Here is a 14,997-nt window from a genome sequence, read left to right as displayed (position 1 = left end):
CGGGCACTTCACCCGTACCAGACTGATCGCTAGGCTGGCCGCACCTCGGTGCAGGGAGACGACGCGTGAGTGCTGTTGAGCCGGACGTGCCCGGTGTTGACCCCACGGTTCCCAGCGTGGCCCGCATGTACGACTACTACCTGGGCGGAAAGGACCACTTCCCCTCGGACCGGGAGGCCGCGGAGAAGATCATCGCGATCGTTCCCGAGGTGCGCGAGACGGCCCGCGACAACCGCGCCTTCATCGGCAAGGCCGTACGGCTGATGGCCGAGCAGGGCGTGCGCCAGTTCCTCGACATCGGCGCCGGCCTGCCCACCCAGGAGAACGTCCACCAGGTCGCCCAGCGGATCGTCCCGGACGCCCGAGTGGTCTACGTCGACAACGATCCGATCGTCCTGAGCCATGCCCGCGCCCTGCTGGCGGACAACCCGCACACCGTCGCGGTCTGGGGCGACGTCACCGACCCCGCCGCGCTCCTGCGCGACCCCGAGGTGGCCGCGCACCTCGACTTCGGCCGGCCCGTCGGGCTGCTGATGTCGGCGGTGCTGCACTTCGTGCCGGGCGACCAGCAGACCAGCGACATCGTCAAGACGCTGCGCGCGCCGCTCGTACCGGGCAGCCACCTGCTCATCTCCCACTTCTACACGCCGGACACCGACGACCCCAAGGTCAAGGCGGGGCAGCAGGTGTACAGGGCGACCAGGCCGGGCGCGCTGATAGCCCGCTCGTTGCGGCAGATCGCCGCCTACTTCGACGGGCTGAGCCTGCTGGAGCCGGGCCTCGTCCCGGTCAAGTCGTGGCGGCCGGACTCCGAGCTGGACCGGGAGATCGCCGTCGATCTCGCCGTGCCCGGGCTCGTCGGAGCGGTGGGCCGGCTGGCTTAGGGACTTCCCTAGGCCGGGCCCTGAGGACAGGGCACGACCGGCTGCATAGTGTCGGCACCTCTCACCCCCTGTGAAGAAGGTGCCGGGCCATGACCACTCCCCGTCCCGAAGAGAGCGAATTCAGCTACGTCGACAAGACCAGCGGCCAGCTCACGTCCTTCGCCGCCAAGCCCGACGAGGCCATGGTGACGTTCGCCCCCCGGGCCCGGGCGGAGATCGACACGCTCAACCGGATCGTCGCGGATCCGGCGCTGCTGTCGGTCAGCCAGGGCTACGACCTGGAGCGGGGCTTCGCCGCCGTCTTCGTCAGCCCTGCCCGCATGGCCGACGTGGCGGCTCAGGACGAGGTCACGAACTCGCTCCCGGTGATGATCGACGAGTACGGCGCGTCCCGGTACTTCCTGCCGGACGAGCTCACCGTGCAGTTCAAGGCCGGCGTCGACCCGGCCCGCGCCGAGGAGATCATCGCCGCGCGCGGTAGCCGGGTCGTGGTCCGGCAGCGCACGCCCGGCTACTACACGGTGTCGGTGCCCGAGGGGCGGGGCCTGTTCGAGGCGATCCGCGAGCTGTCCGCGCTGGACGAGGTGGCCTTCGCCGAGCCCAGCGAGGTGGGCTTCAACAGCAAGCTGCTGTTCGTGCCCGGTGACGCGGACTTCGGCAGGTTGTGGGGCATGCGCAACACCGGGCAGACGGTGAACGGCGTGGCCGGGGCCGCGGGCGCCGACATCCACGCCTGCGAGGCATGGGAGATCACCAGGGGCGACCCCGAGGTGATCATCACGGTCATCGACACCGGCGCCGCGCTCACCCACCCCGACCTGCAGGCCAACCTCCTGCCCCGCGGTGCGGAGGACTGGGACTTCGGCGACCCGAACGACTCCGTGCCGGAGGACGAGGACGGGCACGGCTCGCACGTCTCCGGCACCTGCGCCGCCGTGAACGACGCGATCGGCGTCGTCGGCGTCGCCCCGTTCTGCCGCGTGATGCCGCTGCGCGTGGACCTGACCACCGGCATGAACCAGAACCGCGCCGACGCCATCAACTACGTGGCCGCCCAGGCGAACGCCCACGCCGAGCGCCGCTACGTCGTCAACTGCAGCTGGCGGATGAACGGTGACCACGCGGGCGTGCGGACCGCGATCCAGAACGCCGTGGCCGCGAACGTCGTCGTGGTGTTCGCCGCGGGCAACGCCGGCACCAACACCGACATCACCCCGCAGTTCCCCGGCGTCTACCCGGACGTGATCGCGGTCGCCGCGCTCGACCAGTCCGACCGCAAGGCCACGTTCTCCAACTTCGGCACGAACGTGGACGTCTCCGCGCCCGGCGTCAACATCTGGTCCACCTTCCCGGGCGGCGGCTACGCCTTCCTCGACGGCACGTCCATGGCCTCGCCGCACGTGGCCGGGGTCGCCGCGCTGATCTGGTCGCGCAACCGCAACCTGACGAACCTCCAGGTGCGCCGGATCCTGGAGAGCACCTGCGACAACATCGACGCGACGAACACCGGCTTCGTCGGCATGCTGGGCGGCGGCCGGGTCAACGCGATGAGCGCGGTCACCTCGCCGCTCCTGTTCGCCACGCACGTCGAGCACACCGCCGACCTGACGGGGGACAGGCGGGCCGACGTCGTCGGCTTCGGCGACGCGGGCATGTACGTCGCCAGGAACCAGGGCAACGGCAACTTCGACGCGCCGCAGCTCGCGATCGCCGACTTCGGCCACGAGGCGGGCGGGTGGCGCGTCGAGCGCCACCCGCGCTTCCTGGCGGACGTCACCGGCGACAGGCGGGCCGACGTCGTCGGTTTCGGCGACGGTGGCGTGTGGGTGTCGCGCAACAACGGCAACGGCACGTTCCAGGCCCCGCAGCTGGTGGTGCAGAACTTCGGGTACGAGGCGGGCGGCTGGCGGGTGGAGCGGCACCCGCGCTTCCTGGCGGACCTGACCGGGGACGGCCGGGTGGACATCGTCGGTTTCGGCGGCGCTGGCGTGTGGGTGTCGCGCAACAACGGCAACGGCACGTTCCAGGCCCCGCAGCTGGTGGTGCAGAACTTCGGGTACGAGGCGGGCGGCTGGCGGGTGGAGCGGCACCCGCGCTTCCTGGCGGACCTGACCGGGGACGGCCGGGCGGACATCGTCGGGTTCGGGCACGCGGGTGTGTGGGTCTCGCTCAACAACGGCAACGGCACCTTCCAGGCCCCCAAGCTCGTGGTCGGCAACTTCGGCCACGGCGCCGGCGGCTGGCGTGTCGACCGGCACCCGCGCTTCCTGGCCGACGTGACCGGCGACAGGCGGGCCGACATCGTCGGCTTCGGCGACGGCGGCGTGTGGGTCTCGCTGAACAACGGCAACGGCACCTTCCAGGCCCCGCAGCTCGTCGTGCAGAACTTCGGGTACGAGGCCGGCGGCTGGCGCGTCGAGCGGCACCCGCGCTTCCTGGCGGACCTGACCGGCGACGGCCGGGCGGACATCGTCGGGTTCGGGCACGCGGGTGTGTGGGTCTCGCTCAACAACGGCAACGGCACCTTCCAGGCCCCGCAGCTCGCGCTCGGCAACTTCGGCTACGACGCCGGCGGCTGGCGCGTCGAGCGGCACCCGCGCTTCGTCGCCGACCTCACCGGCGACGCCCAGGCCGACATCCTCGGCTTCGGGCACGCGGGCGCGTGGGTCTCGCTCAACAGCGGCAAGGGCGCGTTCGGCAACCCCGACCTGAAGATCGGCGACCTCGGCTACGGCGCCGGAGGCTGGCGCGTGCACAAGCACCCGCGCCACGTCGCCGGACCCCGCTGACTTCGCGCCGTCGCGACGGGGCCGCGGTGCCCCGTCGCGACCCGTGTCACGACCCGGCCGGCGTGCGGCAGAACCGCTTGTCCAGGCCGGTCATGTGCAGGAGCCGGGTGAGCCGCGGCTGGAGCCCGCTCAGCCGGATCGAGCCGCCGGCCGCCTCGACGGTGTTGGCGGCCCAGATCAGGGTGTTCAGCCCCGACGAGTCGCAGAAGGCGACCTCTTGCAGGTCGACGACCACGGACGGCGGTCTGAGGCAGGACATCGCCTCGGCCAGCCCGTTGCGGAACTCCTCCTTCGAGGCCAGATCCAGGTCGCCGGCAGGACGCAGGACAGCCGCGTCGTCACGCTGGGTGACGACCCAGGAGAAGCCGGTGCGGTCAGCGCTTCTCATTCCACCCCTCCGCTTTGCAACGGTTCGCACTTTTATAATTGCACAGTGCAATGGAACTCGGAAGTGACACTCAAGGGGCCCGGCGCGAGCGAGGGCCGGCTGCGGTGAGGTGACAGGTGAACCAGCTCGGCGGCGGCAACGACGCGGGCGCCTGCCGCGTGGGGGGCACCGTCAGGCGACCGGTACGCGACTGGACGGCGTCGGTGCACGAGCTGCTCCGGCACCTGGAGCGCGAGGGGTTCGAGGGGGCGCCGCGGGTCCTGGGCGTCGGCGCAGTCCCCTCCGCCGGAGCCCGCTGGCGCACCGGCGTGACGTGGACGCCGGGCACCGTCGTCGTGCACAACGACGCCACCCCGTTCAACGCCGCCTGGCACGAGGGCCGGCTGACCGGCTTCTTCGACTGGGACTTCGCCGGCCCCGTCACCGCCGGCTCGGACGTCGCCTGGATGGCGCACGCGTGGGTGCCGCTCTACGCGCGCCGCGTCACCGCGCTGGAGGGCCTCACCGACTTCGCCGCCCGGCCCGCGCGGCTGCGGCGGCGTCGCCGACGACCTCGACGAGGCCATCAGGGAACTCGACGACTTCCCTCGCTGAAACCCCCTCGCCCGAGGGAATCAATGCGTCCTCATGGGGTAGCCGAGCGCGGATGCGCAACAAGGGAGAGCAGCGTGGCCGGCCCGGGAGCCGCGGCCTGGGGCCGCGGCTGACCCTGGCCGGCCTCGCCGCATGGCTCATCCTGATCCCGTTCAGCCTGCTGCTCGTCGTGGCGAAGATGCCGCTGAACGACCTGGACGCGGGGGTCGCCGCCGAGCTGCACGCGTACGCCCTCGACAACCCCGCCGTGACCAGGGTGCTCATCGTATGGACGGACGTGTTCGGCCCGTGGCCGTGGCGGATCGCCGTCATCGCCTGCGCCGCCTGGCTGCTCCACAAGGGCGCGACCAGGGCGGCCGTCTGGGCCGTCACCACCGTGACCGTCGGAGGCCTGCTCGGGCTCGCGATCAAGGTGATCGTCGACCGGGCCAGGCCGCACCTGCCGGACCCGGTCGCGCTGGCCCCCGGCGACAGCTTCCCGTCCGGCCACACGGTCAACGCGACACTCGGCGCGGGCGTGATCGTCCTGATCCTGCTGCCCGTGCTGCCCCGCTGGGGGCGGCGCGTGGCCTGGGCCGTGGCGGCGTTCCTGGCGCTGTCGGTCGGTTACACCAGGGTCGCGCTCGGCGTGCACTGGGTGAGCGACGTGGTCGCGGGGCTCGTGCTGGGGGCGGCGGTGATCGCGGCGACGGCGGCGGCGTTCGAGACGTGGCGGCGGGACCAGGGCCGCAGGCCCTCCTCGCCGGTGGCCGAGGGAGTGGAGCCCGAGTCGGTGCGGGCGCTTCGTGAGTGAAGGAGTGCTTGGTGAGCAGAACCGAGAAGCTGAGATATTACGCGCTGACGATCTTATCGCCGATGTTGCTGATGGCGGCGGCGACGTACGGCGCGGGCCTTGCGGTCCTGGCCTGGCCCACAGGCGAGGCGGCGCTGAGCCGCGAGCTGGCCGCGGGCCGCGACCCGGCCTGGAACGCCGCGACGGACCTGGGCAGCAGCCTGTCCGACACCCCCTACATCGTGGCGCTCACCGCGGTGACCGCGATCGTCTTCAGGCTCTGGCTGGGGCGCTGGCGCGAGTCGGTCTTCCTCGTGGCGGCCGTGTGGAGCCAGTCGCTGGTCTTCCTGGCCACCACCGAGCTCGTCGGGCGGCACCGGCCGCCCGTGAAGCACCTCGATCCGGCGCCGCCCACCTCCAGCTTCCCGTCCGGGCACGTCAGCGCCGCCGTCGCGTTCTACTGCGGGGTCGCGGTCGTCCTGGCCACGCGCGTGCGCAGCACGGCGGCGCGGGTGGCGATCTGGACGCCCGCCGTCATCGCGCCCCTGGCCGTGAGCTTCTCCCGGCTCTACCGCGGCATGCACTTCCTCACCGACGTCGTCTGGGGCCTGCTCCTAGGCGCCGGCTGCGTCGTGATGGCCGCCTGGGCGATCCTGCGCCGGCCCTCCGCCCGCAGCTCGCCCTCCTCGAGGCCGGCGGTGCGGGCAGGGCTCGGGCAACGCTCCTCGTGAACGGCCGCGCGCGGGCCCGCGTTACAGCAGGTCCTCGATGCGGATCGGGAGGCGGCGCACGCGGCGGCCGGTGGCGTGGAAGACGGCGTTGGCGATGGCCGGGGCGACGCCCGCCAGGGCCACCTCGCCGAGGCTCTTCGCGCCCATCGGGTTGAGGGCGAAGTCGGGCTCGTCGATGAAGCCGACCTCGATCCCGCCCACGTCGGCGTTGACCGGGATGACGTAGTCGGCCAGGTCGGCGTTGACGAAGCCGCCGAAGCGGGGATCGACCTCGCTGTGCTCGCTCAGCGCCGCGCCGATGCCCCACACCACCGCGCCGCGCACCTGCGCGTCCGCGGTGACGGGGCTGGCCACGCGGCCGCAGTCGGCCACGCTGACCACCCGCGAGACCCGTACGCGCGGCGCGGCCCGCTCCACCCGCACCTCGACGAAGTGCGCGATGAAGCTGAACGCGACATGATCGGGATAGTCGGGGCCCGCGGGGGCGACCAGGCCCGCGCGCATGCGGCCGATCGCCTCGGGCGGCTGGCCGGCTCCCTGGGTGACGGCCTCGGCCACCACCTCCTCCGTGCCGGCCGCCCTGACGGCGGCGGCCACGTCCACGGGGCCCTCCGGCGGCACGCCCAGGCGTTCGCGCAGCTCGCGCAGGGCGGCGTGGACCGCCAGCAGCGTGCTGTTGGTGCCCCACGCACCCGCCGTCAGGTGGTGGGGCACGACCCGGGTGTCGCCGACGACGGCGCGCACGGCGTCCGTGCCGATCCCGAGGTCACCGGCGACGGCGCGGACGAGGGCGGTCGTGATCCCCTGACCCATCTCGTGCCCGCCCACCTCGGCCAGCACCCCGCCGTCCGCGCGGGCACGCAGGCGGGCGAGCACGGGCACCGTCATCGCCGGGTACGCTCCGGCCGCCACCCCCCAGCCCACCGGCGTGCCGTCGGGAGCGCGCATCGAGCACGGGTCCGGCGAGCGGCCCGCCCAGCCGAACAGCTCCGCGCCGCGCCGCAGGCACGCCGCCAGGTGCCGGGAGGAGAACGGCTTGCCCGTGACAGGGTCCACGCCGGCGTCGTTGGCCAGGCGCAGCTCGACCGGGTCCCGCCCGGCGGCGTGGGCGAGCTCGTCCACCGCCGACTCCAGCGCGAACGCGGCCGGATGCTCGAACGGCGCGCGCATGTAGCCCGGGGTCTGGGTGTCGGTCCTGACGTGGCGCTGGCGGCCGCGGAAGTTCCTGATGTCGTACAGGCGGGAGGTGATCTCCGTGTACGAGCAGGGCAGCAGGTCGTGGCGGGAGGCCTGCTGGTCCACCTCGTGGATCGCGGCCAGCAGCCGGCCCGACCGGTCGGCGCCCAGGCGCACGCGGTGCCGGCTCACCGGGCGGAAGCTGGCCGCGTGGAAGGTGTGGGCGCGCGGCAGGACCAGCTTGACCGGGCGGCCGAGCCGGCGGGCGGCCACCGCCAGCGGCGCGATGTGCGGCTGCAACGAGTTCTTCTGGCCGAACCCGCCTCCCACGTACGGCGCGATGACCTCGACGTTCTCCGGGGCGATGCCGAGCTGGCGGGCCAGGCCGCCGCGCAGCGCGCCGACGCTCTGGGAGCCCTCGTGGACGACGAGCGTGTCCCCGCGCCACGCCGCCACGCCGCCGATCAGCTCCATCGGCACCTGGTGCTGCGGGCCGGCCTCGTAGACGGCGTCCACGCGCAGCGGGCTGCGCTCGTACGCGCCGTCGGCGTCGCCCACCACGACGTCGGCCAGGAACGGCAGCGGCAGGGCCTCCTGCTGGAGCACGGTCTCGGTGCCGTCCGCGTCCAGCTCCACCGCGAAAGGCTCCTCCTCGTACGCGGCCCGCACCAGCCCGGCCGCCTCGGTGGCGGCGACCAGCGTGTCGGCCACGACCAGCGCGATCGGCTGCCCCCGGTAGGCGACGCGGTCGTCCAGCAGGGGCTGCAGGCTCTGGAAGGCGTAGCCGTCGGCCATGATGTAGCCGGCCGGGGTGATGTCCAGGTCGTCCAGGTGCGACAGGATGAGCAGGACGCCGGGGACGGCGGCGGCCTCGGCGGTGTCGAGGCCGGTGATGCGGCCCTTGCCGACGGTCGAGACGACCGGCATGGCGTAGGCGACGCCGGGCGGCGTGTGGTCGGCGCCGTAGGGGGCCGTCCCGGTGACCTTCTCCCGCGCTCCGACGCGCGGTGTTCCTGCGTGCGTCATCGTCCGGCTCGCTCTCCCGCGCGTGGTGTCCTTGAGCTCGTCATCGCGCGGCCGCTCTCGGCGCTCGTCATTGAACGGCCCGCTCTCCGGCGATCCGCAGCGCCTCGGCGACGGTGCGGATGCCCAGCTCGATCCGGAACGCGTTGTGCGTCCCCGGACGCGCGCCGGCGAACGCGGATTCCCCGGCCCGCCGCGCGCTGCGCCTGTCCAGCACCGCCCCCACCAGCTCCCGCTCGGCGTCGTGGCAGCGCCAGGGCCGGGTGGCGACGCCGCCGACGGCGACGCGGCACTCCCGCACCGTCCCGCCCTCGCCCAGCGTGACGGCCACGGCCGCCGAGGCCAGCGCGAACGCGTACGACTCCCGGTCCCTGACCTTGTGATACGTCGATCCGCGGCCGGCGGCGGTGACCGGCACGCGGATGCGGGTGATGATCTCGTCCCAGGCCAGCGTGTGCTCCTGGTCCGGCCTGTCCCCGGGCTCGACGTGCAGGCCGGCCAGGGGCAGCGTGCGCGGGCCGTGCGGCCCCGTGACGTCCACGGCGGCGTCGAACGCGATCAGCGCGACCGCCCAGTCACCCGGGTAGGTGGCGATGCACGCGTCGCTGCCGCCGAGCAGGGCGTGCCCGCGGTCCAGGCCGCCGATCGCCGCGCACCCGCTGCCCGGCCGCCGCTTGTTGCACGGGAACGCGGCGCCGCCGCGGAAGTAGGCGCAGCGGGTGCGCTGCAGCAGGTTCCCGCCCACGGTGGCCATGTTGCGCAACTGCTGCGACGCCGCCTTGGCCAGCGACTCGGCCAGCGCCGGGTAGTCGCGCCGCAAGACCGGGTCCGCCGCCACGTCGGCCATCAGCGCGCCCGCGCCGAACGACAGCTCGCTAGGCCCGGCCGTGTCGATGCCGGCCAGCTCGGGCAGCGCGCGGATGTCCACGACGGCGGGCGGGGTCTCGACGTCCAGCTTCATCAGGTCGTACAGCGTGGTGCCGCCGGCCAGCAGCCTGGTGCCGGGGCCGGACTCCGCCAGGGCCCGGACGGCGTCGTCGAGGGTGGCGGGCGCCGTGTAGGCGAACGGGCGCACGCCTCAGCCCTCCCGCCGCCCGGTGGCGCCGCTCTCCCGCGCCGCCTCTTCAGGACGCCCGGCCGCTGCGCGGATCGCCGCCAGGATGCCCGTGTACGCCCCGCACCGGCACAGGTTCCCGCTCATGTGCTCGCGGATCTCGTCGTCGTCACCGGCGTTGCCCTCGGCGATGCAGGCCAGCCCGGACATCACCTGCCCGGGCGTGCAGTAGCCGCACTGCAGCGCGTCGTGATCGACGAACGCCTGCTGGAGCGGGTGCAGGCCGCCGCCGGGGCCCGCCACGCCCTCGATCGTGCGTACCGACCTGTGGTTCGCCTGCACGGCGGGGAGCAGGCACGACACGACGCGGCGCCCGTCCACGTGGACCGTGCACGCGCCGCACTGGCCGTGATCGCAGCCCTTCTTCGACCCGGTCAGGCCCAGCCGCTCGCGCAGGACGTCGAGCAGCGACTCCCGTGGGTCGAGGTCCAGGCGCACGTCCTGGCCGTTGACCGTCAGCTCGGTCGCTACCTCCGAGGTCATACGCGCCACGCTAGTGCCGAATGCCGCTTTTATCCCCATATGGCCGGGTAAGGCCCGGTCAAGAATGACCCCATCGGCCTCATAGGGCAGGACACCTAGGGCAGCGCCGACCCCGTGAGCCGCCCGGCGCGGCGGTAGACGGCGCACATGATGTCGCGGTCGCCGTCCGCCCACGTCTCGGCCGTCGGCATGATCGGATAGTAGGGCAGGCCGGCCCGCTCCCGCCCCCACAGCCCGGCGTAGCGCTCGCCGCAGCTCTTCCAGGCGAACGCCGACAGCGCCGCCCGGTCGTACGGGCCGTCGGAGGCGTGGGTGAAGCCGTACGACTGGTTGTCCGCCCCGTCGGCGCACGGCGTGTAGAGCACGATCCGCTCGCCCGCTCCCGGCGAGTACGTCGGATCGCTGAAGCACTCGCCGCCCTCGATCAGCAGGATCCCGGTCGTCTCCGCCGTGATGAAGGCGTCCGTCTTGGTCACCGGCTGCGCGGGCGGCACCACGAACAGCGTGCCCAGCGCGGCCACGGCGGGCAGCAGCCCCCAGCGGCGGGTCGCCGCCATCCGTTCACCTCCCGCTCACACGCACGATCATCCGCGGCCGATCGTAGGCGGCGGCCGGAGAACGGCGGGCCAACGCCCGATGACGACCACATTTCCGATCCTGAATTCATCCGGCGGACAGTCCCGGGACAGATGAGCGTCAGCGATGCCTGGGTGAATGCGCTGGCGCCCATCTCGCACTCGCGGATGGGCGAATACCGCTTCTCGATGGAGTGAACCAGAAGTGAATCAGCCCAAGAAGCCGCGGGCCTTCGGCTCCCGGCAGACGAAGCTCGCCGCGACCGGCGCCGGCGTGCTGCTGGTCGGCGCGTTAGCGTTCGGCCCGGCGGCCGTCGGTGCGGCGGCGCCGCCCGTCTATCCGGCTGCCGAGGTGCACAAGCCCACCCCGATCCCCGACCGCGTCATCCTCATCCCGACGACCACGCCCGCCACCAGCCAGCGCGTGTCGTGGCGCGCCGAGGCCACGGCCGACACCGCGCAGGCCCAGATCCTGGAGGCGCCGCGGGCGCTCGGCCAGGTGCAGCCCGCCGCGGGCGCCGTCGCCACCGTCCAGGCGCTGGCCAGCACCCCGGTCAACACCACGCTCGGCTACGCCTCCACGTACCACACCGCCGAGTTCACCGGCCTCAAGCCCGGCACCCGCTACACCTACCGGGTCGGCGACGGCACGAACTGGAGCGCGTGGACCGACTTCACCACCGCCGCCGAGGGCTTCGAGCCGTTCTCGTTCATCTACTACGGTGACGCGCAGAACTATCTCGACTCGGCCGTGCCGCGCGTGTTCCGCCAGGCGTTCGCGGACCGGCCGCAGGCCAAGGCGATCGTCAACGCCGGCGACCTCATCGACTCCGCCAACAGCGAGGAGCAGTGGGGCCAGTGGTTCAAGGCCGGCGGCTTCATCGACGGCCAGGTCAACAACATCTCGATCCCGGGCAACCACGAGTACAGCGGCGGCCTGTCGACGTTCTGGCGGCCCCAGTTCCCGTATCCGGACAACGGCCCCGGTAACGCCGAGCTGAAGCAGACCGTCTACACGCTCGACTACCAGGGCGTCCGCTTCATCGGCCTGGACACCAACCACCAGAGCAACGCCACCCTCATGGCCGCGCAGACCGCGTGGCTGGAGAACCTGCTCAAGGACAACCCGAACAAGTGGACCGTGGTGACCTTCCACCACCCCGTCTACTCGACCACGGGCACCCGCAACAACCCGAACGTCCGCGCCCAGTGGGCGCCGCTCTTCGAGAAGTACGGCGTGGACCTGGTGCTTCAGGGCCACGACCACTCGTATGGGCGCGGCAACCCGGTCTCGGCCCGCAAGTCCGCGACGGTGCACAACGGCGTCGCGTACGTCGTGTCGGTCTCGGGCGGCAAGATGTACGCGCTCAACGGCGGCGAGAACTGGACCGGCAACGGCGCCGAGGTGCGCAGCACCAGCCAGAACACGCAGCTCTACCAGCTCGTCGACGTCACCGGCGACGCCGTCACGTTCGAGGCCCGCTACGCCAACGGCGAGCACCACGACGGGTTCGTGATCCGCAAGAACGACAAGGGCGAGCGCACCGTCAACGACCTGCGCACTCCCGAGAACACGGTCGGCGAGCAGGTCACCGTCGACAAGACCTCGGTCCGGCGGCTGGAGACCCTGAAGGTCTCGGCCTACGGGTACGACCCGGGGGAGAAGGTCGCCGTCTGGTGGCGCGAGAAGGACGGCGACGCGGCGCGCCGCGGCCGCAACGGCACGCTGATCGGCTACGAGAAGGCCGATGAGCTGGGACGCGTCGAGGAGAGCGTCCGCGTGCCCGCGCTGGTGAAGAAGGGCGGCGTCTACGAGGTCTACCTGGACAGCCAGAACCAGAAGATCACCAGCCCCGCCGTCACCGTGACCAAGTGATCCATCCTGGGTGGAGCCGCGACCGGCGCCTGACGCGGCGGGGCGGTGTCCCGTGCCGCGTCCACGGCCGGTCCCGCTGTGCGGTGTCCCATGCCGCGTTCGCGGCCGGCCCCGCCGTGCGGCGGCGCGGCTCCGCCCAGGCCATTGCGCACAGGAGCTTCCCCTTGACCTTCCCGCTCTCAGCGCGCCGCCTGTGCGTGCTGCTCATCACCGCCGCGTGCGCCGCCCTGGTGCCCGCGCACGCGGCCGTGGCGCATCCGTTCGGGCCGCCGTCCACGGCCAAGGTCGGCGCCGACGGCAACCGCGTGACCCTGGCCTGGCTGCCGGCCGAGGACGACTGGGTGGCGCTCGGCCGCTCGGTCGGCGCGTTCGAGGCCCCCACCACAGCCGCCGACACCTCCCTGACCGGTGAGCAGAAGCTGGCCCGCTCCACCGCCGTCCGCGACTACCTGCTGGCCCACGTCGGCGTGACCCAGGCGGGCCGGCCCTGCGCCGCCGAGCTCGCCCCGCTGGAGCGGCTGCTCGCCGAGGGCGCCCGGTTCAGCTTCGAGTGCCCGGAACGGGTGGTGGACGTGGACGTGCGCGTCGGCGCGCTGGCGGACCTGCACGAGGCGTACCGCACCATGCTCACCGCCGAGACGCCGGCCGAGCCCGCCAAGGCGCTGCTCACGGCGGAGGCCGACACCCGCAGGCTGCGCTTCGACCCGTCGGCGACCGGCGGCACGTCGCTCGTGGCGCCCGCCGTCGCGCTGGTGGCCGTGCTCGGCGTGCTGGCCGCCCTCCTCCTGCGCCGTCGGCGGTACTCGGACGTGCGCGCATGAGCGGCATCACCGGGCCCGAGAACTACCTGATCGGGTTGTTCGACGGGGCGGGCGCGTTCTGGCTCGCGCTGGTCGTGGCGCTCGGCGTGGGCGCGCTGCACGCCGTCGCGCCCGGGCACGGCAAGAGCGTGACGGCCGCGTACCTGATCGGCACGCACGGGCGCTATCGCGACGCGCTGCGGCTGGGGGTGGTCGTGGCGCTGATGCACACGGTGTCGGTGCTGGCGCTCGCGCTGGCGTGGGTCGGCCTGAGCAGCGCGGCGGCCGTCGGCACGGAGTCCGTCACGGCCTGGCTGCAGGTGGTGGCGGGGATGGTGGTGATCGGCGTCGGGGCGCACCTGACCTACCGCCACCTTCGCGACCGCAGGACGCACTCGCACGGTCACGGTCATGGGCACGGTCATGGGCACGGGCATGGGCATGGGCACGGGCATGGGCACGGGCATGGGCATGGCCACGGGCACGGTCACGGGGAGCCGGATGATCCGTGGTCGGCGCGCGGGCTCACCGCGCTCGCGCTGTCCGGCGGGCTGGTGCCCTCGCCGTCGGCGTTCATCGTGCTGGTCAGCGGCCTGCTCACCGGGCGGTCGCTGGACGCGGTCGTGCTGGTGCTGGCGTTCGGGGCCGGGATGGCCGTCACGCTGACCGCCGTAGGGGTCGTGACCGTGCGCGGGGCGGCGGTGCTGAGCAGCCGTGCGCCGCGCGTGCGCCTGCTGCGGACGGTGGCGGCCTGGACGCCTGCGCTGGCGGGCGTCGGTGTGGCGATCGGCGGCTGCCTCTACCTGGCGACCGCCGTCACGACCCTGGCGTCATGACCGTGATCACCACGTTGCCCGTCTTCTGCCCCGTCTCGACATAACGGTAGGCGGCCACGATCTCGTCCAGCGAGTAGTGCCGGTCGATGACGGGCCGGAACGCGCCGGACTCCATCAGCGCCTTGAGTTCCTGCGCCATTGCCGCGTCATGCCGGGGATAGGGGAACCGGACCCGCCTGCCGCCGAACAACGGCGTGATGAACGTCAGGGGCAGGTTCTGCCATAACGGCCCCACGTCGGAGGCGATATAGCTGCCGCGCGGCTTCAGCAGCCGCCGGCACCGCCCGAACGTGCTCTTGCCCACCGCGTCGATGACGACGTCATATCTCTGCTCGTCCGCGGTGAAATCCGTGGCCGTGTAGTCGACGACCTTGTCCGCCCCCAGCCGTCTGACCAGGTCGAGATGTTTCGTGCCGCAGACCGCGGTGACCTTCGCGCCGGCGTGTTTCAGCAGTTGCACCGCCGCCGAGCCGATGGCCCCGGTGGCGCCGTAGACGAGCACGTCGTGCCCGGCGCGGACCTTCGCCGACCTGATCAGCGACAGGGCGTAGTGCGCGCCCTCCGTGCCGGGAGCGGCCTCCTCGTGCGACAGGCCCTGCGGGAGCAGCGCCAGCGTGCCGCTCTGCGGGATCACCAGGTATTCCGCGTGGGCGCCGAATCGGGGGTCGTTGTAACCGAACACCGCGTCGCCCGGCTGGAACGCGGTGACGCCGCCGCCCACCTCCTCGACGTCCCCCGCGAATTCCGTGCCGAGAACGGGGACGTGCGGCCTGACGAGCCCGGTGAAGAACCGCCAGAGAAAGGGCTTGGCGGCCCGCATCGCGCAGTCCGTACGGTTGACGGTCGTCGCCCGCACCCTGACCAGGACGTCGCCGTCCTTGACGACCGGCCTTTCGGCCTCTGAAACGCTCACCACTTCCGGCGGGCCATATCTGGCGCGCACTGCGGCCTTCATG

The 14,997-nt window shown here is 72.8% G+C and carries 14 protein-coding genes; 8 read left to right on the top strand and 6 right to left on the bottom strand.

Going from position 1 to position 14,997, the window contains the following annotated elements:
* The first annotated feature begins 65 nt into the window (after positions 1 to 65).
* Together HD597_RS35905 and HD597_RS35900 are read left to right on the top strand one after the other, a co-directional pair.
* Positions 66 to 884 (top strand): SAM-dependent methyltransferase, encoded by an 819-nt coding sequence (locus HD597_RS35905; RefSeq protein ID WP_253747969.1) that lies wholly within the window; start codon positions 66 to 68, stop codon positions 882 to 884.
* Between the two features lie 89 nt (positions 885 to 973).
* On the top strand, positions 974 to 3,673 hold the full coding sequence (locus HD597_RS35900; RefSeq protein ID WP_253747967.1) for a S8 family serine peptidase: 2,700 nt from the start codon (positions 974 to 976) through the stop codon (positions 3,671 to 3,673).
* 46 nt (positions 3,674 to 3,719) lie between these two features.
* On the opposite strand, the gene HD597_RS35895 is transcribed toward HD597_RS35900, so the two are convergent.
* Positions 3,720 to 4,061, bottom strand: coding sequence for an STAS domain-containing protein (locus HD597_RS35895; protein WP_253747965.1), 342 nt, complete (start codon positions 4,059 to 4,061; stop codon positions 3,720 to 3,722).
* A gap of 116 nt (positions 4,062 to 4,177) precedes the next feature.
* Between HD597_RS35895 and HD597_RS35890 the strand changes: the two genes are divergently transcribed.
* Genes HD597_RS35890 through HD597_RS35880 form a run of 3 tightly spaced genes read left to right on the top strand, consistent with a single transcriptional unit; the run spans position 4,178 to position 6,158 of the window.
* Entirely contained in the window at positions 4,178 to 4,768 is a 591-nt protein-coding gene (locus HD597_RS35890; RefSeq protein ID WP_253747962.1) for a phosphotransferase, read from the top strand.
* Complete coding sequence (locus HD597_RS35885) at positions 4,708 to 5,448, top strand: phosphatase PAP2 family protein (RefSeq protein ID WP_253747960.1); 741 nt, start codon at positions 4,708 to 4,710, stop codon at positions 5,446 to 5,448. Before HD597_RS35890 ends, HD597_RS35885 begins: the two co-directional genes overlap by 61 nt.
* Positions 5,449 to 5,459: 11 nt before the next feature.
* Positions 5,460 to 6,158: a phosphatase PAP2 family protein gene (locus tag HD597_RS35880; protein WP_253747958.1), complete on the top strand. Its 699-nt coding sequence runs from the start codon at positions 5,460 to 5,462 to the stop codon at positions 6,156 to 6,158.
* Between the two features lie 21 nt (positions 6,159 to 6,179).
* Here the strand turns inward: HD597_RS35880 and HD597_RS35875 are convergent, their stop codons facing one another.
* From HD597_RS35875 to HD597_RS35860, 4 genes are all read right to left on the bottom strand, one after another.
* Complete coding sequence (locus tag HD597_RS35875) at positions 6,180 to 8,360, bottom strand: xanthine dehydrogenase family protein molybdopterin-binding subunit (protein ID WP_253747956.1); 2,181 nt, start codon at positions 8,358 to 8,360, stop codon at positions 6,180 to 6,182.
* 67 nt (positions 8,361 to 8,427) lie between these two features.
* Positions 8,428 to 9,432: an FAD binding domain-containing protein gene (locus HD597_RS35870; RefSeq protein WP_253747954.1), complete on the bottom strand. Its 1,005-nt coding sequence runs from the start codon at positions 9,430 to 9,432 to the stop codon at positions 8,428 to 8,430.
* A gap of 3 nt (positions 9,433 to 9,435) precedes the next feature.
* Complete coding sequence (locus HD597_RS35865; protein ID WP_253747952.1) at positions 9,436 to 9,954, bottom strand: (2Fe-2S)-binding protein; 519 nt, start codon at positions 9,952 to 9,954, stop codon at positions 9,436 to 9,438.
* Between the two features lie 95 nt (positions 9,955 to 10,049).
* Positions 10,050 to 10,511 (bottom strand): hypothetical protein, encoded by a 462-nt coding sequence (locus HD597_RS35860; RefSeq protein ID WP_253747950.1) that lies wholly within the window; start codon positions 10,509 to 10,511, stop codon positions 10,050 to 10,052.
* A 223-nt stretch (positions 10,512 to 10,734) separates the two neighbouring features.
* Here HD597_RS35860 and HD597_RS35855 point away from each other — a divergent pair, with 223 nt between their 5' ends.
* From HD597_RS35855 to HD597_RS35845, 3 genes are all read left to right on the top strand, one after another.
* Positions 10,735 to 12,405 carry a purple acid phosphatase family protein gene (locus HD597_RS35855; RefSeq protein WP_253747948.1) on the top strand — a complete coding sequence of 557 codons (1,671 nt, stop codon included), beginning with the start codon at positions 10,735 to 10,737 and terminating at the stop codon, positions 12,403 to 12,405.
* Between the two features lie 164 nt (positions 12,406 to 12,569).
* Positions 12,570 to 13,226, top strand: coding sequence for a hypothetical protein (locus HD597_RS35850; RefSeq protein ID WP_253747946.1), 657 nt, complete (start codon positions 12,570 to 12,572; stop codon positions 13,224 to 13,226).
* Positions 13,223 to 14,041 (top strand): nickel/cobalt transporter, encoded by an 819-nt coding sequence (locus HD597_RS35845; RefSeq protein WP_253747944.1) that lies wholly within the window; start codon positions 13,223 to 13,225, stop codon positions 14,039 to 14,041. Before HD597_RS35850 ends, HD597_RS35845 begins: the two co-directional genes overlap by 4 nt.
* On the opposite strand, the gene HD597_RS35840 is transcribed toward HD597_RS35845, so the two are convergent.
* Complete coding sequence (locus HD597_RS35840) at positions 14,022 to 14,996, bottom strand: NAD(P)-dependent alcohol dehydrogenase (protein ID WP_253747942.1); 975 nt, start codon at positions 14,994 to 14,996, stop codon at positions 14,022 to 14,024. The two genes, HD597_RS35845 and HD597_RS35840, sit on opposite strands and share 20 nt — an antisense overlap.
* Between the last annotated feature and the right edge of the window lies 1 nt (position 14,997).

Origin of the sequence: Nonomuraea thailandensis, from assembly GCF_024172165.1 — a bacterium.
Taxonomy (GTDB): Bacteria; Actinomycetota; Actinomycetes; order Streptosporangiales; family Streptosporangiaceae; genus Nonomuraea; species Nonomuraea thailandensis.
This window is presented reverse-complemented; position numbering and strand designations above follow the sequence as displayed.